Annotated in this window: 16 protein-coding genes; 10 read left to right on the top strand and 6 right to left on the bottom strand. The window is 70.0% G+C overall.

The features are described from left to right. Window positions 1-15: 15 nt before the first annotated feature. Window positions 16-3,750, bottom strand: coding sequence for a GH92 family glycosyl hydrolase (locus ABZX85_RS05015; RefSeq protein ID WP_355863092.1), 3,735 nt, complete (start codon window positions 3,748-3,750; stop codon window positions 16-18). Between the two features lie 415 nt (window positions 3,751-4,165). On the opposite strand from ABZX85_RS05015, the gene ngcE reads away from it, so the two are divergent. Then, window positions 4,166-5,614, top strand: a complete 1,449-nt coding sequence (gene ngcE / locus ABZX85_RS05020; protein WP_355862574.1) for an N-acetylglucosamine/diacetylchitobiose ABC transporter substrate-binding protein — start codon at window positions 4,166-4,168, stop codon at window positions 5,612-5,614. A gap of 13 nt (window positions 5,615-5,627) precedes the next feature. Here ngcE and ABZX85_RS05025 read toward each other — a convergent pair whose 3' ends face one another. Next, the gene (locus ABZX85_RS05025; RefSeq protein ID WP_355862575.1) at window positions 5,628-6,842 is read right to left on the bottom strand and encodes a transposase; all 1,215 of its coding nucleotides are present in this window, start codon (window positions 6,840-6,842) and stop codon (window positions 5,628-5,630) included. A gap of 28 nt (window positions 6,843-6,870) precedes the next feature. On the opposite strand from ABZX85_RS05025, the gene ABZX85_RS05030 reads away from it, so the two are divergent. From ABZX85_RS05030 to ABZX85_RS05070, 9 genes are all read left to right on the top strand, one after another. After that, a complete protein-coding gene (locus tag ABZX85_RS05030; protein WP_355862576.1) occupies window positions 6,871-7,029 on the top strand; it encodes an Arc family DNA-binding protein in 159 nt (52 codons plus the stop codon). A gap of 66 nt (window positions 7,030-7,095) precedes the next feature. Beyond that, complete coding sequence (locus ABZX85_RS05035; protein WP_355862577.1) at window positions 7,096-8,031, top strand: sugar ABC transporter permease; 936 nt, start codon at window positions 7,096-7,098, stop codon at window positions 8,029-8,031. Then, window positions 8,031-8,927: a carbohydrate ABC transporter permease gene (locus ABZX85_RS05040; RefSeq protein WP_355862578.1), complete on the top strand. Its 897-nt coding sequence runs from the start codon at window positions 8,031-8,033 to the stop codon at window positions 8,925-8,927. Before ABZX85_RS05035 ends, ABZX85_RS05040 begins: the two co-directional genes overlap by 1 nt. Before the next feature lie 220 nt (window positions 8,928-9,147). Next, on the top strand, window positions 9,148-10,347 hold the full coding sequence (locus ABZX85_RS05045) for an ROK family transcriptional regulator (RefSeq protein WP_355862579.1): 1,200 nt from the start codon (window positions 9,148-9,150) through the stop codon (window positions 10,345-10,347). A gap of 133 nt (window positions 10,348-10,480) precedes the next feature. Continuing rightward, window positions 10,481-11,587, top strand: coding sequence for a substrate-binding domain-containing protein (locus ABZX85_RS05050; RefSeq protein WP_355862580.1), 1,107 nt, complete (start codon window positions 10,481-10,483; stop codon window positions 11,585-11,587). A gap of 434 nt (window positions 11,588-12,021) precedes the next feature. Continuing rightward, the gene (locus ABZX85_RS05055) at window positions 12,022-12,813 is read left to right on the top strand and encodes an ATP-binding cassette domain-containing protein (protein ID WP_355862581.1); all 792 of its coding nucleotides are present in this window, start codon (window positions 12,022-12,024) and stop codon (window positions 12,811-12,813) included. A 110-nt stretch (window positions 12,814-12,923) separates the two neighbouring features. Continuing rightward, on the top strand, window positions 12,924-14,189 hold the full coding sequence (locus ABZX85_RS05060) for a sugar ABC transporter permease (RefSeq protein ID WP_355863094.1): 1,266 nt from the start codon (window positions 12,924-12,926) through the stop codon (window positions 14,187-14,189). A gap of 198 nt (window positions 14,190-14,387) precedes the next feature. After that, the gene (gene dxs, locus ABZX85_RS05065; protein ID WP_355862582.1) at window positions 14,388-16,307 is read left to right on the top strand and encodes a 1-deoxy-D-xylulose-5-phosphate synthase; all 1,920 of its coding nucleotides are present in this window, start codon (window positions 14,388-14,390) and stop codon (window positions 16,305-16,307) included. Between the two features lie 132 nt (window positions 16,308-16,439). Next, complete coding sequence (locus tag ABZX85_RS05070) at window positions 16,440-17,924, top strand: amino acid permease (protein WP_355862583.1); 1,485 nt, start codon at window positions 16,440-16,442, stop codon at window positions 17,922-17,924. 51 nt (window positions 17,925-17,975) lie between these two features. Here ABZX85_RS05070 and ABZX85_RS05075 read toward each other — a convergent pair whose 3' ends face one another. The 4 genes from ABZX85_RS05075 to ABZX85_RS05090 form a co-directional block, all read right to left on the bottom strand. After that, window positions 17,976-20,114: a 3-hydroxyacyl-CoA dehydrogenase NAD-binding domain-containing protein gene (locus ABZX85_RS05075; RefSeq protein WP_355862584.1), complete on the bottom strand. Its 2,139-nt coding sequence runs from the start codon at window positions 20,112-20,114 to the stop codon at window positions 17,976-17,978. Next, the gene (locus ABZX85_RS05080; RefSeq protein ID WP_355862585.1) at window positions 20,111-21,328 is read right to left on the bottom strand and encodes an acetyl-CoA C-acyltransferase; all 1,218 of its coding nucleotides are present in this window, start codon (window positions 21,326-21,328) and stop codon (window positions 20,111-20,113) included. Before ABZX85_RS05080 ends, ABZX85_RS05075 begins: the two co-directional genes overlap by 4 nt. Before the next feature lie 150 nt (window positions 21,329-21,478). Further along, the gene (locus ABZX85_RS05085) at window positions 21,479-22,504 is read right to left on the bottom strand and encodes a LacI family DNA-binding transcriptional regulator (RefSeq protein WP_355862586.1); all 1,026 of its coding nucleotides are present in this window, start codon (window positions 22,502-22,504) and stop codon (window positions 21,479-21,481) included. Beyond that, window positions 22,501-24,873, bottom strand: a complete 2,373-nt coding sequence (locus ABZX85_RS05090) for a glycoside hydrolase family 2 protein (protein ID WP_355862587.1) — start codon at window positions 24,871-24,873, stop codon at window positions 22,501-22,503. The genes ABZX85_RS05085 and ABZX85_RS05090 overlap by 4 nt, the downstream gene beginning before the upstream one ends. Window positions 24,874-24,881 lie beyond the last annotated feature (8 nt).

Consider the following 24,881-nt stretch of genomic DNA (forward strand, 5'->3'; position numbering starts at 1 on the left):
CCCCAACTCGGCGGCTCAGGCGAGCAGTTCGACTTCCGACAGCACCGCCTCGCCGTCGAGCAGCAGACGGTACCTCCCGTACGTACCCGCGGACCCCACAGTGAACGCCCGTGTCTGCCTGCCCCACGCGAACGACTCCCCGGACCGCCGGTCCAGCGTCGTCCAGGCGACCCCGTCGTCCGACCCCTGGAGCGTCCACCCGTGCGGTGCCCGCGCCGGATCGGCTCCCGAAGTCAGCGTGTACCGGACCCCCTTCACCGCCCCGGACACCGGCAGCTCCACCGACTCCGAGGCGGCCGAGGTGGCGGACGTGTCGTCGAACAGCGCACCGCCTCGCCGCAGCACATCCGAGCGCGGCCGGGCCACCGCGTCCCCCTGAGTGATCGACACCGGCCCCGACCCCGCACCCCACGAGGCCGGCCGGGGTCCCATGTCGAACTCCAGCACCCCGCCCCGGGAGACGAGCGAGTGCGGCAGCGAAGTCGACGTCAGCGCCCGCCCGTCGAACCGCACCCCCTGCACGTACACGTTCCGCGCGCTGTTCCGGGGCGCCTTCACCACCAGCACCTTCCCGCTGTCCATCCGGACCGTCGCCTTCGTGAACAGCGGTGACCCGATGGCGTATTCGCCGCTCCCCATCACCAGCGGGTAGAACCCGAGCGCCGAGAACAGCCACCAGGCCGACTGCTCCCCGTTGTCCTCGTCCCCGTGATAGCCCTGCCCGATCGAACTGCCGGTGTAGAGCCGCGAGAGCACCTCCCGCACGGCCGCCTGCGTCTTCCACGGCTGCCCGGCCGCCAGATACATGTACAGGGCGTGGTGCGCGACCTGGTTGGAGTGCCCGTACATGCCCATCCGGACGTCCCGCGCCTCGGTCATCTCGTGGATGACACCCCCGTACGACCCGGCGAAGTCGACGGAGGCGGTCTCCGGGGTCGAGAGGTAGGCGTCCAGCTTCTTGCCCAACTCCCCTCGTCCGCCGTACAGGTTGGCGAGTCCGCGGCTGTCCTGCGGGGCGCTCGCGAAGTACCCCCAGCCGTTCGTCTCCGTGTAGTCGTACCCCCAGACGCGCGGGTCGTACTCGGCGGACGGCACCCGCCAGGCGCCTCGCGCGTCCCGCCCCTGGAAGAACCCGGCGTCGGCGTCGAAGAGCCGGACGTACCCGCGGGCCCGGTCGAGGAAGTAGTCGGACTCCTCGCGGTAGCGCCGCTCGCCGGTCCGCCGGTACAGCTCCTGGCCCATGCGGGCGATGCCGTAGTCGTTGACGTACCCCTCCAGCGCCCAGGACAGGCCCTCGTGGGTGTCGGTGGCCGTGTAGCCGAGGAACGGGGAGGTCGCCATGCCCTTGCGGCCCACGCCCGGCGTCGGCGGCACCACGGTCGCGTTCTTCAGCGCCGCCTCGTAGGCCGCCCGCGCGTCGAAGCCGACGCCTTTCACGTACGCGTCCGCGAACGCGACGTCCGAGGAGGTGCCGGTCATCAGGTCGGCGTAGCCGGGGGAGGACCAGCGGGAGATCCAGCCGCCGTCCCGGTACTGCTGCACGAACCCGTCGACCAGGGAACCGGCTTGACGGGGCGTCAGGAACGAGTAGGCGGGCCACGCCGTCCGGTACGTGTCCCAGAAACCGTTGTTGACGTACACCTTTCCGTCCACGACCTTCGCGCCCGTGTGCGTCGGCGTGTCAGGGCCCGCCGGCGGCGAGAACGGCGAGGCGTACCGGTGGGCCGAACCCACCTTCTCGAAGCCGGAGTTGGGGTACAGGTACAGCCGGTAGAGGCTGGAGTACAGCGTCGTCAGCTGGTCCGGCGTCGCGCCTTCGACGCGGACCCGGCCGAGCAGCGCGTCCCACTGCCGTCGCGCGTCGTCGCGGACCCGCTCGAAGGAGGTGCCCGCCGGGATCTCCTGGCGGAGGTTGTCCCGCGCCTGGTCCAGGCCGATCAGCGAGGTCGCGAGCCGCAGCGTGACGGCCGGGGCGTCGAAGCGCGCGTACCCCGTCACACCGTCGACGGCGCCGTCCTTCACGGGCTCGGAGAACTCCCCGTACACGAACAGCCGTGAAGCGCCCGTCGACAGACCGGACTTGACGTCGCTGTAGCCGGTGACGACACCCCGTTCGGCGTCCAGCGTCAGCCCCGCGTCCTTGGTGACGTTGTCGAAGACGAGGCTGCCGCCGGACCCGGCGGGGAACGTGAACCGCATGGCCGCCGCGTGGTCCGTCGGCGCCATTTCGGCCGTCAGCCCGTTCTCGAACCGCACCCGGTACACGTACGGCCGCGCGGTCTCGTCCGCGTGCCGGAACGCCAGCGCCCGCGCGGACCGCCCGGTCTCCGGAACCCCGTCCCCGGCGGCCGGCATGACCTGGAACGTCTGCCGGTCACCCATCCAGGGACTGGGCTCGTGGCTCGCGGCGAACGCCTGGATCTCCGGCAGATTGCGGGAGTTGTTGCCCCGCGCGTACTCGTACAGCCAGCTCCGCGAGCCCGCGTTCGTCACCGGCGTCCAGAAGTTGAAGCCGTGCGGCACGGCCGTCGCCGGGAAGGTGTTGCCGCGTGAGAACGCCCCGCTGGAGTGGGTGCCCCGGGTCGTCAGCGCGTAGTCCGAGAGGTGCGCCTTCGGCGGCTCGGGCGTGCCGGGCCCGATCGTCAGGTCGTCCAGCCAGCCCCGGAACCGCGCCGGACCGCCGTCCGCGTCGTATCCGAGCAGAATCCGGTCGACGGTCTTCCCCGCCGCGACCGCCCCGATCTCGGCGCTCACGTCGTTCCACTGGTTGGCGTACAGGACCTTCGCCGCGCCCTGACCGCGCGGCGACAGCCCGAACCCGTACCGGTCGACGGCCCCGAGGCCGCTGAGGAACGTGCCGTCCGTGAACGCCAGGTCGACCGCGACGTTCGTCGCCGCGTAGTCCAGGTCGCCGTCCGCCATCGACGGGAAGATCCGGTAGCCGAGCCGGGTGTCCCGCCGGACCGGCAGATCCACGTCGAAGATCTTGTTGTACGACCGTCCCGCGCCCGCCGAGGTCTGGCGTCCGGCGTAGCGCAGCGCGCGCAGCCCGGTGAATCCGACGCGTGCCTTCGCCGTCGGCGAGGCGGTCGGCCCCCGGTCGACGCCGGTCAGCATGGCGGGCGGCACCGGGCCCGCCGCGCCGCCCGTCCCGAAGCGGACGTCGGCGAGCTGGAGCAGTCCGGCGCCCCGGTTCGCGGTGATCTCCAGCCGGAAGTGGCTGAAAGTCGACGCCGTGAGCGGGTACGCCTTCGTGGCGAACCGTTTCGGGAACGTCTCCCCGGTGCGCGCGTCCAGCTGCGTCCACGTCGTGCCGTCGGGCGAGCCGAGGAGCCGCCAGTCGGCGGGGTCGCGCTCGGGGGCGTCGTTCGCGGAGGTGAGCGCGTAGGAGGTGAGGGCGACCGGGCGGGGGAAGGCGAACTCGGCCCAGCCCGTCGGCGTGAACGTCAGCCATTTGGTGGCCGGTTCGCCGTCCACGAGGTTGTCCGCGACCTCGCCGCCGTCCGCGTTCTCCGCGTTCGCGCGGACCTCGGTCACCTCCCCGGTGACGTCACCGGGGAGCCCGCCGGCGTCGTAGCCGCCGTCCACACCCGAGGAGCCGCGTGCCTCGTCGACCGTGTCCGTCCAGTCGGGCGCGGGTTCGCCGGGCTCGAAGGAGGTCGCGAAGGAGGTCGTGGAGGCGGTGCGGGGAACCGTTTCCGCACGCGGCACCGCCACCACCGAGCCCGGTGAACCGAGCGCCAGCGCCATCGCACACAGGGCCACGATCGGGTGAAACCGCTTGCGCCGCCGAAGCCGTACCCACCGCTGCCGCATGGGTGAAGCACCCTCCCGTACCGCTCGGACGAACCGGACCGGACAACGTTTTCCCCCTGCTGGTGCGGGAATCAGTAGGTGGTCAAGTGGCCTGTGATGTCAAGGACGTTCACTGGGGAAAGCGCTTGTGGTGTCGGGAATTGAGCGGTCGGGGCTGAAGCGGGCCGTCCGGATTTCCGTGAGGTATCAACTCGGAAAAGACCCTCGGCCAACCTTGCATTCGATCTTGCTCCGTCGCCGGGAAATGGACTATACCTGTCGGCGTTTCCTGCACGACCCTGCTCGACCCGACGCGGCGCCGGCGCATGTCCGGTGCCGCCCTGAGTCCTGGAGAAGGCGAGGGCTTGACATGGGCTCCACATCCGCAGAAAGCCGGGGACCGGCAGGCGTCGGCCGCCGCACGATGATCAGGACGACCGCGGCGCTCGGACTCTCCGTACCGGCGCTGTCGTTCCTCACCTCCTGCGCCAGCAGCGGCGGCGACAGCGGTGACAAGGCGAAGACCGGGACGAAGACGGCCACGAACCCGCTCGGCGTGAACGACACGGCGACCCTGGAGTTCGTCCTGTTCGACGGCGGCTTCGGCACCCAGTACGCCGAGGACGCCGTCGCGCAGTACAAGAAGGCGTTCCCCAAGGCCGAGGTGAAGTTCTCGGCCACCCAGAAGATCCAGAGCGTCCTCCAGCCCCGCTTCAACCAGGGCACCCCGCCGGACCTCATCGACAACTCCGGCGCCGAGCAGATGGACATGGGCGTCCTGTCCAGCAAGAACCAGCTCACGGACCTCACCCCGCTGCTCGACGCGCCGTCCTACGACGACCCGAAGAAGAAGGTCCGCGACACCCTGCGCCCCGGCATCGTCGAGATGGGGCAGCTCGACGGGGCACCGGTGTGGATCATGTACTACGCCTACACCGTCTACGGCGTCTGGTACTCCCAGAAGGCGCTGGACGCCCTCGACTCGGCGTACCCCGAGACCTGGGACCAGATGCTCGCGGTCTGCGAGAAGGCCAAGAAGAAGGGCATCGCGGGCTGGACGTACGCGGGCAAGTACCCGTACTACCTGCCCTTCTCGCTCTACCCGATGATCGGCAAGGTCGGCGGCCGGGAGGTCCTCGACGCGATCGACAACCTGGAGCCGAACGCCTGGAAGCACCCCGCGGTCAAGGCGTGTTTCGAGGCGTACTACGAGCTCTACAAGAAGGGCTACGTCCTCAAGGGCACCCCTGGTCTGGACCACATCCAGTCGCAGACCGCGTGGGCCCAGGGCAAGGCGCTGTTCATCCCGAACGGCTCCTGGGTCGAGAACGAGTCGGCCAACGTCATCCCGGCCGACTTCAACCTCGCGGTCTCGGCGCCGACCGGCATCGACTCCTCCGACAAGATGCCGTTCGGCACGATCTGGGCCTCCGGCGGCGAGCCGTTCATCGTCCCCTCGAAGGCGGCCAACGCCCTCGGCGGCATGGAGCAGCTGCGGATCATGCTGAGCGAGGCGTCGTCGCGGAACTTCACCGCGAAGGTCAAGTCGCTGAGCGCCTTCAACGGCGGCACCGACGGCATCACCCTCACCCCCGGGCTCAAGTCGGGCGTCGCCGCGCTGGAGAAGGCCGGCGCGAACGTCCTGAACCCGCGGCTCCAGGACTGGTACGTCAAGCTCCAGAAGGAGCAGATCGGGGTCTCCGGGCTCGGCGAGATGATGGCGGGCCGGCTCACCCCGGTCGAGGCGATCAACAAGATCCAGGGATACGCCGACGCCGCCGCGAAGGACACGTCCATCAAGCACTACAAGCACCATTGAGTCCTCCCTTTCCCTAAAGGGAGGGGATTCCTGGCTCACGTTGGCTTCGGACCGGCGGTCCGGCAGCTCTTGCACGATCAGCACCAGCCGGGTCGAGACCAGCCCGGACGAGCATCACGCGGGCGGAGTTCTTGTCTCTGGGAGAGACGGCTCCGCACGCGGTGCAGGCGTAGGTTCGTTCTGAGAGAGGGAGTGCGTGCTTGGTTCTCGCTCCGCACTGTGCGCAGTCCATCGTGGTGTGCGCGGGGTGTACGAGGTGCAGCTCGCGGCCGTGTTTGCGGGCCATGTGGATGAGGGCCTGCTTGGTCGCGCCGATCGCGGCGTCCGCGGCCTTGCGGGCCATGGTGGACTGGGCGAGGAACTTCGGGCGGAAGTCTTCTACGGCGAGACGGTCGTGGTCGGTCACGACTTTCTTCGCCCACTTGCGGCCGGTGTCCTCACGCTGCCGGGCGACCTTCTTGTGGAGCTTCGCGGTCTGCCGCTTCGCTTCGAGGTAGCCCTTCGATCCTGGCTGTCCGCGACTGGGCTTGCGGCGGCTCATCCTCCGCTGGTGGTCGGCGAGGCGTTGTGCGGCATTCTTACCGTGCTGCGCGTGGGGCAGGTCATGGGCGTCGGACGTGGTGGTCGCGGTCTCCTTGACGCCCCAGTCGATGCCGATGTCCCGCCCGGTGGCGGGCAGCGCCTGGGTGGTGGCCGCCACGACGAACGAGGCATACCAGTGGCCGAGGCTGTCCCTGTGTATCCGCACAGAAGACGGCGGCTCGGGCAGGTCCCGCGACCACACCACGCTCAGCACGATCCCACCCGCGAGGTGCAGGCGGCCGTCCTTGAGGCGGAACCCGCACCGTGTGTAGTTCAGACTCGGGTCGGCGGCATGCTTCTTCTTGTACTTGGGCATCCCCGCCCGCTGCCGCTGTGGAAGCCTGGCTTTGACGTCCTTCAGGGCTTTCGCGCGGGACTTGGCGAAGTCGCGAATGATCTGTTGCTGCGGTACCGAACTGCCCTCGCGCAGCCACGCGTTCATGGTGCGGGCCTCGGTCAGCATCTTGTCCAGCCGGGCCGGGCCGCACTTCTCTTCCTCGGCATGCGCCTTCTTCGAGCGGGCGCAGCACTCGTTCCAGATCCACCGGCACCGCGCCCACTCCGCGAGGAGTGCCGTGCGGGCGGTCGACGACACGCGCAGCCGGTAGGTGTACCGGAGGTATCCGGCTCCCTTTAGGGGCGTCATGCCACCACATTACCACTATCATAGGGTCATGGATGAAGAAAAAAAGATCACCCTCAGGCTCCCCGCGGACCTCCACCAGTGGCTCACCACTCAGGCCAGGTCCGCCCACAGGTCCCTCAACTCCGAGATCGTCCACCGGCTGGAGGGGGAGCGTGCCTCCGCTGAAGCGGACACCGAAGCGCCCTGACGGCGATTCGGCTTCGCCTGCCCGGGGCATCCTCGGAGGAGCCCAGGTGAAGGCAGCGGTGGAGCGATGAGGCACGGCCAGTACCGGTTCATCGCGGGGTTTCTCGCCCTGCCACTGGGGTTGTACGCCCTGTTCGTCCTGTGGCCGTTCGTCCAGTCGATCTACTACTCGTTCACCGACTGGACCGGCCTGAGCCCCGAATTCAAGATGGTCGGATTCGCCAATTACCGGCGGATGTTCCACGACGACGTCTTCTGGAAATCGTTGCAGCACAGCCTGCTCTTCGCGGTCGTGCTGCCGCTGGTGACCATCGGACTCGCCCTCTTCCTCTCTTTCATGATCAATGTGGGCGGGGGAAGAGGGAAGGGGAGAAAGGGCGGCCCCGTGATCAGGGGCGTCCGGGGATCGTCGTTCTACAAGATCGTCTATTTCTTTCCGCAGGTCCTGTCGATCGCCATCGTCGCGCTGCTGTTCGCCTTCGCCTACAACCCGGACAGCGGCGCGATCAACTCGATCCTGCGGGGGGTGGGCCTCGGTGACGTGCAGCCCCTGTGGCTGGGAGACCCGGATCTCGCGCTGTGGTGCGTGATGGCCGTGCTCGTCTGGTCCACCGTCGGGTTCTTCGTCGTGCTGTTCTCCGCCGGCATGGCGTCGATCCCGGCGGACCTGTACGAGGCGGCGCTGCTCGACGGCGCCGGCCGGGCCGCGACGTTCTTCCGCATCACCCTGCCGCTGCTGTGGGACACCGTGCAGTCCGGCTGGGTCTACATGGGCATCCTCGCCCTCGGCGCCGAGTCCTTCGCCGTCGTCCAGATCATGACCGTCGGCCCCGGCGGGCCCGACTACTCGACGACGGTCATGACGCTGTACGTGTACCAGACGGCGTTCCGGGACGGCCAGGCCGCCTACGCCACCACCATCGGGGTCGCCCTGCTCGTCGTCACGCTCGCGTTCGCCGCGGTCGTGATGCGGCTCGGGCGGCGGGAGCGGCTGGAGTACTGATGAAGACGACCGAGGCTCCCCCCGAGGTGAAGGCCGCGGGGCCGGCCGCTCCCGAGGCCCCGGAGAAGCGCGACCGGGGCGTGCTCAACGTGTTCTCGCACGGTGTGCTGATCGTGTGGGCGATCATGGTCGTGCTCCCGCTGGTCTGGGCGGTGATGACGTCGTTCAAGACCGACTCGGCGATCTTCAACTCGCCCTGGGCGCTGCCCGACGGACTCCACTTCGACAACTGGGGACGCGCCTGGACCCAGGCCCACATGGGCGACTACTTCTTCAACACCCTCGTGGTGGTGGGGGGTTCGCTCGTCGGGACGCTGGTCCTCGGCTCCATGGCGGCCTATGTGCTGGCCCGCTTCGAGTTCCCGGGCAACCGGTTCATCTACTACCTGTTCATCGGCGGCATGAGCTTCCCGGTGATCCTCGCCCTGGTCCCGCTGTTCTACGTCGTCAACAACATGGGCCTCCTCAACACCATCCACGGCCTGATCCTGGTCTACATCGCCTACTCGCTGCCGTTCACCGTCTTCTTCCTGACGGCGTTCTTCCGCTCCCTGCCGACGTCGGTCGCGGAGGCCGCGTTCGTCGACGGCGCCTCGCACAGCCGGACCTTCTTCCAGATCATGCTGCCGATGGCCCGGCCCGCCCTGGTCAGCGTCGGCATCTTCAACTTCCTCGGCCAGTGGAACCAGTACCTGCTGCCCACGGTCCTCAACACCGACCCCGACAAACGCGTCCTCACCCAGGGCCTCGTCCAGCTCGCCGTCAGCCAGGGCTACAAGGGTGACTGGTCCGGCCTCTTCGCGGGCCTGGTCATGGCGATGCTCCCGGTCCTCGCGGCGTACATCGTCTTCCAGCGCCAGGTCGTCGCCGGCCTCACCGCGGGCGCCCTGAAATGAGACAGGCGGGACGTTTCCGCGTCCCGCACCCTCACCGCCGTACACCTGATGAAAGCGGCAGAAAACGCTTCCACAACGGGGTGCCCCGCCCCACACCGTGCATCTCCCCGGAAACTGTTCAACCTCTTGACGGGAGGCGACCGGAACGGCTCAGCTTAGAGTTCACTAGTTGGACATAGTCGGGGCCTCGCAGACGCGGCCTCGCACGCGGGAGGTCGTCGTGGAGACTCCGGGGTCGCAGTCGTCACTGCACCGAGCCAACCTGGAGCGGGTCGTACGCGCCGTGCGGATGGCCGGATCGCTCACCCAGGCGGAGATCGCCCGTACGACCGGCCTGTCCGCCGCGACCGTCTCCAACATCGTCCGGGAGTTGAAGGAAGGCGGGACCGTCGAGGTCACGCCGACTTCGGCGGGTGGACGCAGGGCGCGCAGCGTCAGCCTCAGCGGGGACGCCGGCATCGTCATAGGGGTGGACTTCGGTCATACGCACCTGCGGGTCGCCGTCGGCAACCTCGCGCACCAGGTCCTCGCCGAGGAGGCCGAGCCGCTCGACGTCGATGCCTCCTCCGCGCAGGGCTTCGACCGGGCGGAACAGCTGGTCAGCCGTCTGATCGAGGCGACCGGCGTGGACCGCTCGAAGATCGCCGGGGTCGGCCTCGGCGTCCCCGGGCCGATCGACCTGGAGTCCGGGACGCTCGGCTCCTCCGCGATCCTGCCCGGCTGGATCGGCACCCGCCCCGCCGAGGAGCTGCGCGGCAGACTCGGCGTCCCGGTCCACGTCGACAACGACGCCAACCTCGGCGCGCTCGGCGAGATGGTCTGGGGGAGCGGCCGGGGCGTTCGTGATCTTGCTTACATCAAGGTCGCCAGCGGGGTCGGCGCGGGCCTCGTCATCAACGGGCGGATCTACCGGGGTCCGGGCGGCACGGCGGGCGAGATCGGGCACATCACGCTCGACGAGTCGGGGCCCGTCTGCCGGTGCGGGAACCGCGGCTGCCTGGAGACCTTCACCGCCGCGCGGTACGTCCTGCCACTCCTTCGGCCCAGTCACGGCCCGGAACTCACGATGGAGGGCGTCGTACGGCTCGCGAGGGACGGAGATCCCGGCTGCCGCAGGGTGATCGCCGATGTGGGGCGGCACATCGGCAGCGGTGTCGCCAACCTCTGCAACCTCCTCAACCCCAGCAGAGTGGTGCTCGGCGGGGATCTCGCGGAGGCCGGAGAACTGGTACTGGGGCCGATCCGGGAGTCCGTCGGGCGGTACGCCATCCCCAGCGCGGCCCGTCAACTGACTGTGCTCCCGGGGGCCTTGGGAGGCCGTGCGGAGGTCCTCGGGGCGCTCGCGCTGGCCCTCAGCGAGATGGGCGATTCGACCCTTTTGGACGGAACGCTGACCGCTGCGGCACCCGCGTTCACTTAGAGAACGCATAGCGCCGTTGCCATCTCGTTAAGTATTTACTTCTTGACGCCGAACGTACGGCCGAGTTGACTTCCAGCCACCTCGGCCGCAGCGTTGCGGCCCTGTCAGGGAGGCAACCCCAATGAACGCAACGATGCGTAGAGTCGCCATCGGCGCCACCGCCGTCACCATGGCGCTCGCCGTGGCCGCGTGCGGCAAGGCCGGCGACGACAAGGACAGCGGCAGCGACGCGTCCTCGGCCGGCACCACCACCGGTGGCGGCGGCAAGTCCATCGGACTGCTCCTTCCCGACACCGTCACCGCGCGGTACGAGAAGTTCGACAAGCCGTACTTCGAGGAGAAGGTCAAGGCGCTCTGTGCCGACTGCAAGGTCGAGTACGCGAACGCCGCGGCCAGCGCGACCACGCAGGCGCAGCAGGTCAGCACCATGATCACCAAGGGTGTCAAGGTGATCGTGATCTCCGCGCAGGACTCCGCCGCGATCAAGTCCTCGATCCAGGCCGCGGTCGACAAGGGCGTCAAGGTCGTCGCGTACGACCGCCTCGCCCAGGGTCCGGTCTCCGGCTACGTCTCCTTCGACAACGTCAAGGTCGGCGAGCTCCAGGGCCAGGCCCTGCTCTCCGCGCTCGGCGCGAAGGCCACCAAGGCGTCGAAGATCGTCATGATCAACGGTGACGACGCCGACCCGAACGCCGCCGAGTTCAAGAAGGGCGCGCACCAGGCCCTCGACGGCAAGGTCACCATCGCCTACGAGCAGTCGGGCCTGTGGAAGGACACCGTCGCCGCGGAGAAGGTGTCCGCCGCGATCACGCAGCTCGGCGCGAAGAACATCGCCGCCGTCTACGCCGCGAACGACGGCATGGCCGGCGGTATCGCCAACACCCTCAAGGGCGCGGGCATCAGCGGTATCCCGCTGACCGGCCAGGACGCGGAGCTCGCGGGTATCCAGCGCATCGTCGCCGGCACCCAGTCCTCCACCGTCTACAAGGCGTTCCGCCCCGAGGCCGACGCCGCCGCGATCATGGCGGTCGACCTGCTGAACGGCAAGGACATCGCCTCCCTCGCCACCACCACCCTGACCAGCGGTTCCGGCAACAAGGTCCCGTCCCAGCTGCTGACCCCGGTCTCCGTGACCAAGGCCAACATCAAGGACACGGTCATCAAGGACGGCCTCTACACCGCCGCCCAGATCTGCACGGGCGAGTTCGCGGCCCCCTGCAAGGCCGCCGGCCTCCAGTAGGGCGACGCGGTGACGGGCCCGGCACTCCGGGCCCACGGGTGACCCGAGGACGAGCGGGTTTCGGGGGAGCGGGCAGATCCGGCGGACCGGCACGACCGGCCACCGGACTCCTCGCTCCTCCGTGGCCTGCCCGGCACCGGAACCGGCCCCCGGCCGTACGGCGTGCGCACCCCGTACCCGTACGACCCGGGAGCCGGCCCACCCCGTCACCCCCGCCCCCCGAAACTCGTCCGGCGTCCGTCCCACCTCTACGTCCCGCTACCGGGACGGACGCCGGACGTACCGGGGCGCGCCGCCGTTGCCAAGAGCGACCCACGCGCGCATGTTCATCCTGTAAAGCCCGGTACGCGGGAGCCGTCACGACGACGGCCGCGTACGACCCTCCGCGCCTGCTGAAGCCAGCGCGGTACCCCGCCGGTCAGGCGGCGAAGGAGATGGTTCACGTGTCCGCTACGCCCGTGCTGGCGTTGCGCGGAGTCTCCAAGCGATTCGGTGCGGTCCAGGCCCTCACCGACGTCGATCTGGAGGTCCACGCCGGAGAAGTGGTCGCCCTGGTCGGCGACAACGGCGCAGGAAAGTCCACGCTGGTCAAGACGATCGCGGGGGTCCACCCGATCGACGAGGGCGTCATCGAGTGGGAGGGTCAGGCGGTCAGCATCAACAAGCCGCACGACGCCCAGGGCCTCGGTGTCGCGACCGTCTACCAGGACCTCGCGCTCTGCGACAACCTCGATGTCGTCGGCAACCTCTACCTCGGCCGTGAGCTGCTGCGCCGCGGCATCATCGACGAGGTCACGATGGAGAAGAACTCGCGCGAGCTGCTCTCGACGCTCTCCATCCGCATCCCGAGCGTCCGTATCCCGATCGCGAGTCTGTCCGGCGGCCAGCGCCAGGTCGTCGCGATCGCCCGCGCCCTCATCGGCGACCCCAAGGTCGTCATCCTCGACGAGCCCACCGCGGCCCTCGGCGTCGAGCAGACCGCGCAGGTCCTCGACCTCGTCGAGCGGCTGCGCGAGCGCGGCCTCGGCGTCATCCTCATCAGCCACAACATGGCGGACGTGAAGGCGGTCGCCGACACCGTCCACGTGCTGCGCCTGGGCAAGAACAACGGCTCCTTCCCGGTGAAGGACACCAGCCACGAAGAGATCATCGCCGCGATCACCGGAGCCACGGACAACGCCGTGACCCGTCGTGCGGGACGTCGCACCACGGAGGCTGCGAAGTGAGCGAGACCCCGAAGGCAGAGAAGGCGGAGCAGACCGCCAAGGCCGAGCAGAGCGCGGCCGAGAAGACCGCGAAGACCGAGGTCACCAAGGCCGCCACCGCCCAGGACACCGTGGCCCCCGCCGCCGACCCGACGGCCGCGCCGGTCGCCGTCGTCGACCCCCGCCTCCTGGTCCGCGAGGAGGGCTTCAAGGGCTACTGGACGGAGTTCGTCCGCAAGGTCAAGGGAGGCGAGCTGGGCTCCCTGCCCGTCGTCCTCGGCCTGATCGTCATCTGGACGATCTTCCAGGTGAAGAACGACCGCTTCCTGAGCGCCGACAACCTCTCCAACATCAGCTACTTCCTCTCGGCCACCGGCATGCTCGCCATCGGCCTGGTGTTCGTGCTGCTGCTCGGTGAGATCGACCTGTCCGTCGGCTCGGTCAGCGGCCTCGCCTCGACACTGTTCGCGGTGTTCGTGGTGAACCACACCATGAACCCCTGGTTCTCGCTGTTCCTGACGGTCCTCACGGGCGCCGCGATCGGCGCGCTGCACGGCTTCTTCTTCGCGAAGATCGGCGTGCCCGCGTTCGTCGTCACCCTGGCCGGCTTCCTCGGCTGGAACGGCCTGATGCTGTGGCTGCTCGGCTCCTCCGGCACCATCAACATCCCCTCGGACTCCGGCCCGGTGAAACTCCTCGGCCAGAGCTCGTTCTTCATGGACCAGCAGATCATCGGCGCCTACCTGCTGGCCGGCCTCGCGGTCGTCCTCTCGCTGGTCGGCAACTTCGGTGAGCAGCGCCGTCGCCGGGAGGCGGGCGTCCCGTTCCGTCCGACCGTCGAGATCCTGATCCGCGTCGGCCTGCTGGCCATCGCCGCGTTCGTCGCCGCGGCCGTCCTGAACAGCGCGAAGGGTGTCTCCAACGCGCTGGTGATCTTCCTCGCGTCCCTGGTGATCGTGGACTTCGTGCTGCGTCGTACGACGTACGGCCGCAAGATCTTCGCGGTCGGCGGCGGCATCGAGGCGGCCCGCCGTGCCGGTATCAGCGTGCCCATGATCCGCATCACCGTCTTCGCCATCTCCGGCGGTTTCGCGGCGGTCGGCGGCATGTTCTTCGCCGGCCAGACGGCCTCCGCGACGCTGAACGCGGGCGGCGGCAACACCCTGATGCTGGCGATCGCCGCGGCGGTCATCGGCGGTACGTCGCTCTTCGGCGGCCGGGGCACGGTCTGGTCCGCGCTCCTCGGCATGTTGGTCATCCAGTCCATCCAGACCGGCCTGTACCTGCTCAACATGGACACGTCGATCCAGTACATGATCACCGGCGGCGTGCTCCTGGGCGCCGTGGTCATCGACTCGGTGTCCCGCAAGAGCCAGAAGGCGTCCGGCCGCGGCTGACCTCGACCTGTCCGGCCCGACGGTGCCCGGCGCTCGAATACGAGTGCCGGGCACCGTCATGTCATAGGTTCAGCGGATGATGGGTACGGCCGAACGCGTGACGTACGACGCATGGGCCGGACTCCGGCCACCGGGACGGAACATTAGACTCGACAAGCCCGGCAACAGCTCGAACAGCTCTACTGCAAGGAGGCACGGGTGCCGCTGCTGACCCGCATCACGGGACCGCGCGATCTGGACCGGCTCAGCCTGGAGGAGCTCGACCAGTTGGCCGGGGAGATCCGGACCTTCCTCGTCGAGGCCGTCTCCAAGACCGGCGGTCACCTCGGACCGAACCTCGGCGTGGTCGAGCTGACCATCGCCCTGCACCGCGTGTTCGAGTCCCCCCGGGACAAGGTGCTGTGGGACACCGGCCACCAGTCCTACGTCCACAAGCTCCTCACGGGCCGCCAGGACTTCTCGAAACTCAAACAGAAGGGCGGCCTCTCCGGCTACCCCTCGCAGGGCGAGTCCGAGCACGACGTCATCGAGAACAGCCACGCCTCCACGGTCCTCGGCTGGGCCGACGGCATCGCCAAGGGCAACGAGATCCTGAACCGCGACAGCCACGTCGTCGCGGTCATCGGCGACGGCGCCCTCACCGGCGGCATGGCCTGGGAGGCGCTCAACAACATCGCCGACGCCAAGGACCGCCCGCTCGTCATCGTCGTCAACGACAACGAGCGCTCCTACGCGCCGACGATCGGCGGCCTCGCCAACCACCTCGCGACGCTGCGCACGACCGACGGCTACGAACGCTTCCTGGCCCGCGGCAAGGACCTCCTGGAGCGCACCCCGGTCGTCGGCAAGCCCCTCTTCGACACGCTGCACGGCGCGAAGAAGGGCCTCAAGGACTTCATCGCCCCCCAGGGCATGTTCGAGGACCTCGGCCTGAAGTACCTCGGCCCGATCGACGGCCACGACATCGAGGCCCTGGAGTCGGCCCTGTCGCGCGCCAAGCGCTTCGGCGGCCCGGTCATCGTCCACTGCATCACCGAGAAGGGCCGCGGCTACCAGCCCGCCCTCCAGGACGAGGCCGACCGCTTCCACGGCATCGGCCCCATCCACCCCGACACCGGCCTGCCGGTCAAGGCGTCCGGCGCCGACTGGACGTCCGTCTTCGGCGACGAGATGGCCGCGCTCGGCAAGGAGCGCGAGGACATCGTCGCGATCACCGCCGCGATGCTCCAGCCGGTCGGCCTGAAGCGGTTCGCGGAGGAGTTCCCCGACCGCATCTACGACGTCGGCATCGCCGAGCAGCACGGCGCCGTCTCCGCGGCCGGTCTCGCGCACGCGGGCGTGCACCCCGTCTTCGCCGTGTACGCGACGTTCCTGAACCGCGCCTTCGACCAGGTCCTCATGGACGTCGCCCTGCACAAGTGCGGGGTCACGTTCGTCCTGGACCGCGCGGGCGTCACCGGCACCGACGGCGCCTCCCACAACGGCATGTGGGACATGTCGATCCTCCAGGTCGTCCCGGGCCTGCGGCTGGCCGCCCCGCGCGACGCCGAGCAGGTCCGCGCGCAGCTCCGCGAGGCCGTCGAGGTCGACGACGCGCCGACCGTCGTCCGCTTCTCCAAGGGCGCCGTGGGGCCCGCCGTACCGGCCGTGGGGCGCGTCGGGGGCATGGACGTGCTGCGGGAGCCGGGGACGGACTCGCCGGACGTCCTGCTGGTCTCCGTGGGCGCGCTGGCGCCGATGTGCCTGGAGATCGCGAACCTCCTCGACAAGCAGGGCATCACCACCACCGTCGTCGACCCGCGCTGGGTCAAGCCGGTCGACGAGGCGATGGCCCCGCTCGCGGAGCGCCACCGCGTGGTCGTCACCGTCGAGGACAACTCGCGGGTCGGCGGCGTCGGCTCGGCCGTCGCGCAGGCCCTGCGGGACGCGGGCGTCGATGTGCCTCTGCGTGACTTCGGTATCCCGCCGCGCTTCCTCGACCACGCCTCCCGCGCGGAGGTCATGGCGGAGATCGGCCTGACCGCGCCGGACATCGCGCGCCAGGTCACCGGCCTGGTCGCCAAGATCGACGGTAAGTTCGGCAGCGCCGTGGAGGCCGTGGAGCCCGCCCGCGACTGACCCCGCGACACGCCTGGATGGGCCGGATTCTTCACTACTTAGGGTGACGAGTTCGGCCCATTCGCGTTAACGGAGTGACTCCCGGGCATACGACCTGTGCCCCCTCTTGATCAGGCGTGGGAGGTCACACCCGTGAGCAGCAGCGTCTTCCGTACGAAGCAGGTCGAACAGTCCATCCAGGACACCGAGGAGCCGGAGCACGCCCTCAAGAAGTCCCTGTCGGCCCTGGACCTGACGGTCTTCGGCGTCGGGGTCATCATCGGCACCGGCATCTTCGTCCTGACCGGCACGGTCGCGAAGAACAACGCGGGCCCGGCCACCGCCCTCGCCTTCGTCGTCGCCGGGGTCGTCTGCGCGCTCGCCGCGCTCTGCTACGCCGAGTTCGCGTCCACGGTCCCGGTCGCGGGCTCCGCGTACACGTTCAGCTACGCCTCGCTCGGTGAGCTGCCGGCCTGGATCATCGGCTGGGACCTGGTCCTGGAGTTCGCGCTCGGCACGGCGGTGGTGGCCGTCGGCTGGTCGGGGTACATCGCCTCGCTGCTGGACAACGCGGGCTGGCATCTGCCGGCCGCGCTGAGCGGCCGGGACGGGGCGGACGGCTTCGGTTTCGACATCCTCGCGGCGGCGCTGGTCCTGGTCCTCACGGGCATCCTCGTCCTCGGTACGAAGCTCTCCGCGCGCGTGACGTCCGTGGTCGTCGCGATCAAGGTGACCGTCGTCCTCGTCGTCATCATCGCGGGCGCCTTCTTCATCAAGGGCGACAACTACGACCCGTTCATCCCGAAGTCCCAGACCGTCGCGGCGGGCGGCGACCTCCAGTCCCCGCTGGTCCAGCTCATGTTCGGCTGGGCCCCCTCGAACTTCGGCGTCATGGGCATCTTCACGGCCGCCTCCGTCGTCTTCTTCGCCTTCATCGGCTTCGACGTCGTCGCGACGGCCGCCGAGGAGACGAAGAACCCCCAGCGCGACATGCCCCGCGGCATCCTCGGCTCACTCCTGATCTGTACGACGCTGTACGTCGCCGTCTCGATCGTGGTGACCGGCATGCAGCACTACACGGACCTCTCGGTCACCGCCCCCCTCGCGGACGCCTTCAAGGCGACCGGGCACCCCTGGTTCGCGGGCTTCATCAGCTTCGGCGCGGCGGTCGGCCTGACGACGGTCTGCATGATCCTCCTGCTGGGCCAGACCCGGGTCTTCTTCGCGATGAGCCGCGACGGCCTCCTGCCGACGTTCTTCTCGCACGTCCACCCCCGCTACCGCACCCCCCACCGCCCGACGATCCTCCTCGGCGTGGTCATCGCGATCGTCGCCGGCTTCACCCCGCTCAGCGAACTCGCCGAACTCGTCAACATCGGCACCCTGTTCGCGTTCGTGGTCGTCGCCATCGGCGTCGTCCTCCTGCGCCGCTCCCGCCCCGACCTGCCCCGCGCCTTCCGCACCCCGTGGGTCCCGGCCATCCCGATCCTCTCGGTCGCCGCCTCCCTGTGGCTGATGCTGAACCTCCCGGCGGAGACGTGGCTCAGGTTCGGGATCTGGATGGCGATCGGGTTCGCGGTGTACTTCCTGTACGGCAGGAAGAACAGCAAGCTGGGGCAGTCGGAGCTCCAGAAGTAGGAAGAGGGCCCCCGCGTCCCGCGGAGGCCCTCCCTACGTACTGGGTGTTGACTACGCCGGTACCGACGCCACCCCGGCCGCCAGGAACTTCTTCCCGTTGACCTTCTCGGAGACGCCCTCACGGTCCAGGTACGGCGTGACGCCGCCCAGGTGGAAGGGCCAGCCCGCGCCGGTGATGAGGCAGAGGTCGATGTCCTGGGCCTCGGCGACGACACCCTCGTCGAGCATGAGCCCGATCTCCTGCGCGACGGCCTCCAGGACCCGCGCCCGCACCTGCTCCTCGGTGAGGGCCTCGGAGCCCTGCTTGAGGAGCGCGGCCACCTCGGGGTCCAGCTCCGGCTTGAAGCCGTTCTCCGCGCGGTAGACGTAGAACCCGCGCTTACCGGCCTCGACGACCGCCTTGAGGTTGGGGGAGACGGTGAAGCGGTCCGGGAACGCCCGGTTCAGCGTCTCGGAGACGTGCAGACCGATGGCGGGGCCGACCAGTTCCAGCAGGACGAGCGGCGACATCGGCAGCCCGAGCGGCTCGACGGCCTTCTCGGCGACCTCGACGGACGTCCCCTCGTCGATGACGTTCTGCACCTCGCCCATGAAGCGGGTGAGGATGCGGTTGACGACGAACGCGGGCGCGTCCTTGACCAGGACGGCCGTCTTCTTCAGCTTCTTGGCGACACCGAACGCCGTGGCCAGCGCGGCGTCGTCCGTCTGCTCGCCGCGCACGATCTCCAGGAGCGGCAGCACGGCGACGGGGTTGAAGAAGTGGAAGCCGACGACCCGCTCGGGGTGCTTCAGCTTCGACGCCATCTCGGTGACCGACAGCGAGGAGGTGTTGGTCGCGAGGATCGCGTGCGCCGGGGCGACCGCCTCGACCTCGGCGAACACCTGCTGCTTGACGCCGATCTCCTCGAACACGGCCTCGATGACGAAGTCCGCGTCGGAGAAGCCCTCGGCCTTGTCCAGCACGCCGCTGACCAGGGCCTTGAGACGGTTCGCCTTGTCCTGGTTGACGCGGCCCTTGCCGAGCAGCTTGTCGATCTCGGCGTGGACGTAGCCCACACCCTTGTCGACGCGCTCCTGGTCGATGTCGGTCAGCACGACCGGCACCTCAAGACGGCGCAGGAACAGCAGCGCGAGCTGCGAGGCCATCAGACCGGCGCCGACGACACCGACCTTGGTGACCGGACGCGCGAGCGACTTGTCCGGCGCCCCGGCGGGCCGCTTGCCGCGCTTCTGCACGAGGTTGAACGCGTAGATCCCGGCGCGCAGCTCCCCGCCCATGATGAGGTCGGCGAGCGCCTTGTCCTCGGCGTCGAACCCGGCCTGGAGGTCGCCGTCCTTGGCGGCGGCGACGATGTCCAGCGCCCGGTAGGCGGCGGGGGCGGCGCCGTGCACCTTGGAGTCGGCGACGGCCCGGCCCTTGGCGACGGCCTGGTCCCACGCCTCGCCGCGGTCCACGGCGGGCCGCTCGACCTTGACGTCACCCTTGAGTACCTGAGCCGTCCAGATCAGCGACTGCTCCAGGAAGTCCGCGCCCTCGAAGAGCGCGTCGGCGATCCCGAGGTCGAAGACCTGCTGGCCCTTGAGCTGCTTGTTCTGGTTGAGGCTGTTCTCGATGATCACCGAGACGGCCTTCTCGGCGCCGATCAGGTTCGGCAGCAGCGTGCAGCCGCCCCAGCCGGGGACGAGGCCGAGGAAGACCTCGGGCAGCGAGAACGCGGGGATCGCCTTGGAGACCGTGCGGTACTCGCAGTGCAGGCCGACCTCGACGCCACCGCCCATCGCGGCGCCGTTGTAGTACGCGAACGTCGGGACGGCGAGGCCCGCGATCCGCTTGAAGACGTCGTGGCCGCCCTTGCCGATGGCGTGGGCGTGGTCCCACTCCTTCAGCAGCTCGACGCCCTTGAGGTCGGCGCCGACCGCGAAGATGAACGGCTTGCCGGTGACGCCGACGCCGACGATCCCGCCGGCCGCGGCCTCCGCCTCGACCTGGTCCAGCGCGGCGTCCAGCTTCGCGAGGGACGCCGGGCCGAAGGTGGTCGGCTTGGTGTGGTCCAGGCCGTTGTCCAGCGTGATCAGCGCGAAGCGGCCCGCGCCGAAGGGGAGGTCGAGGTGGCGGACGTGCGCCGACGTGACGACCTCGTCGGGGAACAGCTCGGCCGCGCCCTTCAACAGCTCGGTGGTGGTGCTCACTTGTCCCCCTCGAAGTGCGGGTTCTCCCAGATGACCGTCGCGCCCATGCCGAAGCCGACGCACATCGTGGTCAGGCCGTAGCGGACGTGCGGCTGGTCCTCGAACTGCCGGGCGAGCTGCGTCATCAGACGCACGCCGGAGGAGGCCAGCGGGTGACCGAAGGCGATCGCGCCGCCGTACTGGTTGACGCGCTCGTCGTCGTCCGCGATGCCGTAGTGGTCGAGGAAGGCGAGCACCTGGACGGCGAACGCCTCGTTGATCTCGAACAGGCCGATGTCCTCGATGGACAGGCCCGCCTGCGCGAGGGCCTTCTCGGTGGCCGGGATCGGGCCGTAGCCCATGACCTCCGGCTCGACACCCGCGAAGGAGTAGGCGACGAGGCGCATCTTGACCGGGAGGTTGTTCTCCCGGGCGAAGTCCTCGGAGGCGATGAGGGAGGCGGTCGCGCCGTCGTTCAGACCGGCCGCGTTGCCCGCGGTGACCCGGCCGTGCACACGGAACGGGGTCTTGAGGCCGGAGAGGTTCTCCAGCGTCGTCCCCGGGCGCATCGGCTCGTCGGCGGTGACCAGGCCCCAGCCCGTCTCGCCCGCCTCGGGGTTGGTACGGCGTACGGAGATCGGGACCAGGTCGGCCTGGATCTTGCCGTCGGCGTACGCCTTGGCGGCCTTCTCCTGGGAGCGCACCGCGTACTCGTCCGCGCGCAGCTTGGTGATCTGCGGGTAGCGGTCGTGGAGGTTCTCGGCGGTCATGCCCATGAACAGCGCGGACTCGTCGACGAGCTTCTCGCTGACGAACCGCGGGTTCGGGTCGACGCCCTCGCCCATGGGGTGGCGGCCCATGTGCTCGACGCCGCCGGCGACGGCGATGTCGTAGGCGCCGAACGCGACGGAGCCGGCGACCGTGGTGACGGCCGTCAGGGCGCCCGCGCACATGCGGTCGATGGAGTAGCCCGGCACGGACTGGGGGAGGCCCGCGAGGATGCCGGCCGTGCGGCCGATGGTCAGGCCCTGGTCGCCGATCTGCGTGGTCGCCGCGATCGCGACCTCGTCGATCTTCGCGGGGTCCAGACCGGGGTTGCGGCGCAGCAGCTCCCGGATCGCCTTGACGACCAGGTCGTCGGCCCGGGTCTCGTGGTAGATGCCCTTCGGGCCCGCCTTGCCGAACGGGGTACGGACGCCGTCGACGAAGACGACATCCCTGACGGTACGAGGCACGATGGCTCCTCCAGGGTGCGGGATGGCACAGCTGCGACGCGCCGCCCCACACAGTCGCTGAGCGGGCGCTCAGCCCCCATGCTACTTATCAGTAACGTGACTGCCCAGTCCCGGGGGGAGGAGCGGCGAAGGTCACACCGGTGGGGCGGGTCACCGAGGCGGCGCGGTGGAACCCCGAGGCGCCAGCACCGGAGTGGCGACCGGATGCGACTGCGCCCCTTCCCCGAGGATCACCCCGAACAGCGTCCGCGCCACCTCCGCCCCGAACCCGTGCACATCATGGCTCATCGCCGACAGCGTCGGATGCGTCAGCCGGCACAGCTGCGAGTCGTCCCAGGCCAGCAGCGACACGTCGTCCGGCACCCGCACGCCCATCTCCTGGGCCACCGACAGCCCGGCGACGGCCATGATGTCGTTGTCGTAGACGATCGCCGTCGGCCGGTCGGCGGCCGTCAGCATGGACCGCGTCGCCCGCGCCCCCGCCTCCCCGGAGTAGTCGGTGGCCACCTGCCACGCCCCGGCGAGCCCCAGCTCCCGCGCCGCCGCGTCGAACGCCTCCCCCCGCGTCGCCGTGTGCCCCAGCTCCGCCGCGCCCCCCACCCGCGCGATCCGCCGGTGCCCGAGCGCCGCCAGATACCGCACCGCCTCCCGCATCGCCGCCGCGTCGTCCGTCCACACGGCCGTCAGCGACCCGGCCAGCGAGGGATGCCCGACCGCCACCACCGGCAGCCCCAGCCGCTCGGCGACGGCGACCCGCGGATCGTCCGCCCGGAAGTCGACGAGGATCGACCCCCCGATCTGCCGTCCCCGCCACCACTCCGTCAGCAGCCCCGCCTCCTCCTGCGGCGACTTCACGAGCCGCAGCAGCAGCGAACAGGAGTGCTCGATCAGCACGCTCTCCACCCCGGACACGAACTCCATGTAGAACGGTTCGAGCCCCAGCATCCGCGCGGGCCGGCAGATCGCCAGCCCCACGACGTCCACCCGCGCCCCCGCCAGCGACCTCGCCGCCGGGCTCGGCGCCCACCCCAGCTCCCGCGCGGCGGCGAAGATCCGGTCCCGGGTCGCCTCGGACAGCCCCGGCTTGTGGTTGAACGCGAGCGACACCGCCCCCTTCGACACACCCGCGCGCGCGGCGACGTCCTTGATCGTGACGCGGGGACTGGTACTCGTCATCGAGCGGGCTCCTGGCAGTACAGCGCGGCACGCGCGGCGGCGGCGTCGGGACGCTCCCAGCCGCTCACCCCCATCGTCACCCGCTCCCCGGGCAACAGCGTCACCAGCCCCCGGTCCGTACGGACTTGAGGCCCCAGCCGGTCCGCCTGGAACAGCAGATCCCGGACCAGGGTCCGCGCGGTCACGGTCACCGAACCCGGCGCGACCTCCACCTCGAACTCCGGCCGGGGATAAGGGATTTCACGGTCGGCGGCCGGGAACCACAGCGCCCGCAGCCCGTCCAGGTCGGCGACCAGGAACTCCTTCGCCCCGTCCGGCACCAACTCCCGCTCCACCGCGACCTCTTCGACCGCCCGCCGCGCCACCTCGAACGGCACCTCCGCCTGCGCCACCACCACCCCGTCCACCGTCATCCGCCGCAGCGACACCACCCCGCCCCACTCCCCGGCCCCCTGGTTCACGCACGCCAGCACGAGCCTTCCACCCCGGAGTTGGAACGTCGGCAACCGGTCCGCGTACAGCCGCCGCAGCTCGTGGTAGAGCGGCTTCTCCCGCCCGTCCCCGTCCACCGCCGCCCAACTCGTCACCGGCCAGCAGTCGTTGAGCTGCCACACGATCGCCCCCGCGCACACCGGCCAGTGCGACCGCCAGTGCTCGACCCCGGTCGCCACCGCCCGCGCCTGGTTGACCTGCGTCAGATAGTGCCACCGGTCGAAGTCCCCGCCGGGCAGCGCGAAATGGTGCGCGAGCCCCCGCTCCAGCTTGCCGTTCCCGTCGTCCGCCTTCTGGTGGTGCAGCACCCCCGGCGAGTCCGGCGCCAGCTCCTCACCCGGCAGCGCCCGCCGCAGCGTCGCGTACGCGGGCGGCGCCTGCCAGCCGAACTCCGCGACGAAACGCGGGACTTCGGCGAGGTACGCGGAGTAGTCCAGCCGGTTCCACACCTCCCACGAGTGGTGCGTGCCGTGCGCCGGATCGTTCGGATGCCGCTCCCACGAACCCGACCAGGGGCTGCCCGCCGTGTAGGGCCGCGTCGGGTCCAGCTCCGCGACGACCCGCGGCAGCAGGCCCAGGTAGTACCCCTCGCCCCAGGAGTCCCCGCCGAGCGGCTCCTCCCAGCCCCAGTCCCGGAACCCCCACAGGTTTTCGTTGTTGCCGTTCCACAGCACCAGCGACGGGTGCGGCATCAGCCGGACGACGTTCTCCCGCGCCTCCGCCTCCACCTCTCCCCGCAGCGGCTGCTCCTCCGGATAGGCGGCGCACGCGAACGGGAAGTCCTGCCAGACCAGCAGCCCCAACTCGTCGCAGGTGTCGTAGAATTCGGCGCTCTCGTAGATCCCGCCGCCCCAGATCCTGACGAGGTCCACGCCCGCCCCGGCGGCCTGCGCGAGGCGTTCGCGGTACCGCTCCCGGGTCACCCGGGACGGGAACACGTCGTCCGGAATCCAGTTCACGCCGCGCACGAAGAGCCGTTCGCCGTTCACGGCCAGCGTGAACCCGGTGCCCCGGTCGTCCGGGGAGGTGTCCAGCTCGACGGTGCGGAAACCGACCCGGCGCCGCCACGCGTCCAGCGGCTCCGTGCCGTGCAGCAACGTCAACTCCACGTCGTGCAGCGGCTGTTCGCCGTAGCCGCGCGGCCACCACAGGGCCGCGTCCGGGACCCGCAGGCGGACCGTGCCGCTCGTGCCGTCGAGCGCGGCGCGCACCCGGACGCCGGCCACCTCCGCCTCGACGAAGAGGGCGGCCTCGACCCGGGCGCGCTCCACCTCGACGTGCAACTCGACGACGCCCGCGCCCTGTTCGACGCTCACCAGCGGCCGGACCCGGGAGATCCGGGCCGTCGCCCACCGCTCCAGCCGGACCGGGCGCCAGATCCCCGCGGTGACCAGCGTCGGCCCCCAGTCCCAGCCGAAGGAGCAGGCCATCTTGCGGATGTACTGGTACGGCTCGGCGTACGCGGCCGGCCGCTCGCCCACCTTCCCCCGCACGGCCGCCGCCTCCGCGTACGCGGACGCGAACCGGACGGTCAGCCGGCCGCTCAGCCCGGTCACGTCGAAACGGTACGAGCGGTGCATGTTCCGTACCCGGCCCAGGAGTTGGCCGTCCACCAGGATCTCGGCGGCCGTGTCGAGGCCCTCGAAGACGAGGTCGGTCTGCTCGTGCCCGTTCGGCTCCGCCACGAGGTCCCGCTCGTAGGTCCACTCCCGCCGCCCGACCCACGCGACCTCGGTCTCGTTCCGCCCGAGGAAGGGGTCCGGGATTACCCCGGCGGCCAGCAGATCGGTGTGCACGCACCCCGGCACGGCCGCCGGGAGCACCTCGCCGTCGTGCCGCAGGGTCCAGCCGTCGTGCAGCGGTGCGACCTGAAGCATGCGCTCTC

This window comes from Streptomyces sp. NPDC004539, assembly GCF_040610055.1.
In the GTDB taxonomy this organism is placed as follows: domain Bacteria; phylum Actinomycetota; class Actinomycetes; order Streptomycetales; family Streptomycetaceae; genus Streptomyces.

Coding starts and splice junctions, on each gene's coding strand:
- ABZX85_RS05015 (WP_355863092.1), bottom strand. CDS start 3,750: ATGGCGCTGGCGCTCGGTTCACCGGGCTCGGTGGTGGCGGTGCCGCGT.
- ngcE (WP_355862574.1), top strand. CDS start 4,166: ATGGGCTCCACATCCGCAGAAAGCCGGGGACCGGCAGGCGTCGGCCGC.
- ABZX85_RS05025 (WP_355862575.1), bottom strand. CDS start 6,842: ATGACGCCCCTAAAGGGAGCCGGATACCTCCGGTACACCTACCGGCTG.
- ABZX85_RS05030 (WP_355862576.1), top strand. CDS start 6,871: ATGGATGAAGAAAAAAAGATCACCCTCAGGCTCCCCGCGGACCTCCAC.
- ABZX85_RS05035 (WP_355862577.1), top strand. CDS start 7,096: ATGAGGCACGGCCAGTACCGGTTCATCGCGGGGTTTCTCGCCCTGCCA.
- ABZX85_RS05040 (WP_355862578.1), top strand. CDS start 8,031: ATGAAGACGACCGAGGCTCCCCCCGAGGTGAAGGCCGCGGGGCCGGCC.
- ABZX85_RS05050 (WP_355862580.1), top strand. CDS start 10,481: ATGCGTAGAGTCGCCATCGGCGCCACCGCCGTCACCATGGCGCTCGCC.
- ABZX85_RS05055 (WP_355862581.1), top strand. CDS start 12,022: ATGGTTCACGTGTCCGCTACGCCCGTGCTGGCGTTGCGCGGAGTCTCC.
- ABZX85_RS05085 (WP_355862586.1), bottom strand. CDS start 22,504: ATGACGAGTACCAGTCCCCGCGTCACGATCAAGGACGTCGCCGCGCGC.
- ABZX85_RS05090 (WP_355862587.1), bottom strand. CDS start 24,873: ATGCTTCAGGTCGCACCGCTGCACGACGGCTGGACCCTGCGGCACGAC.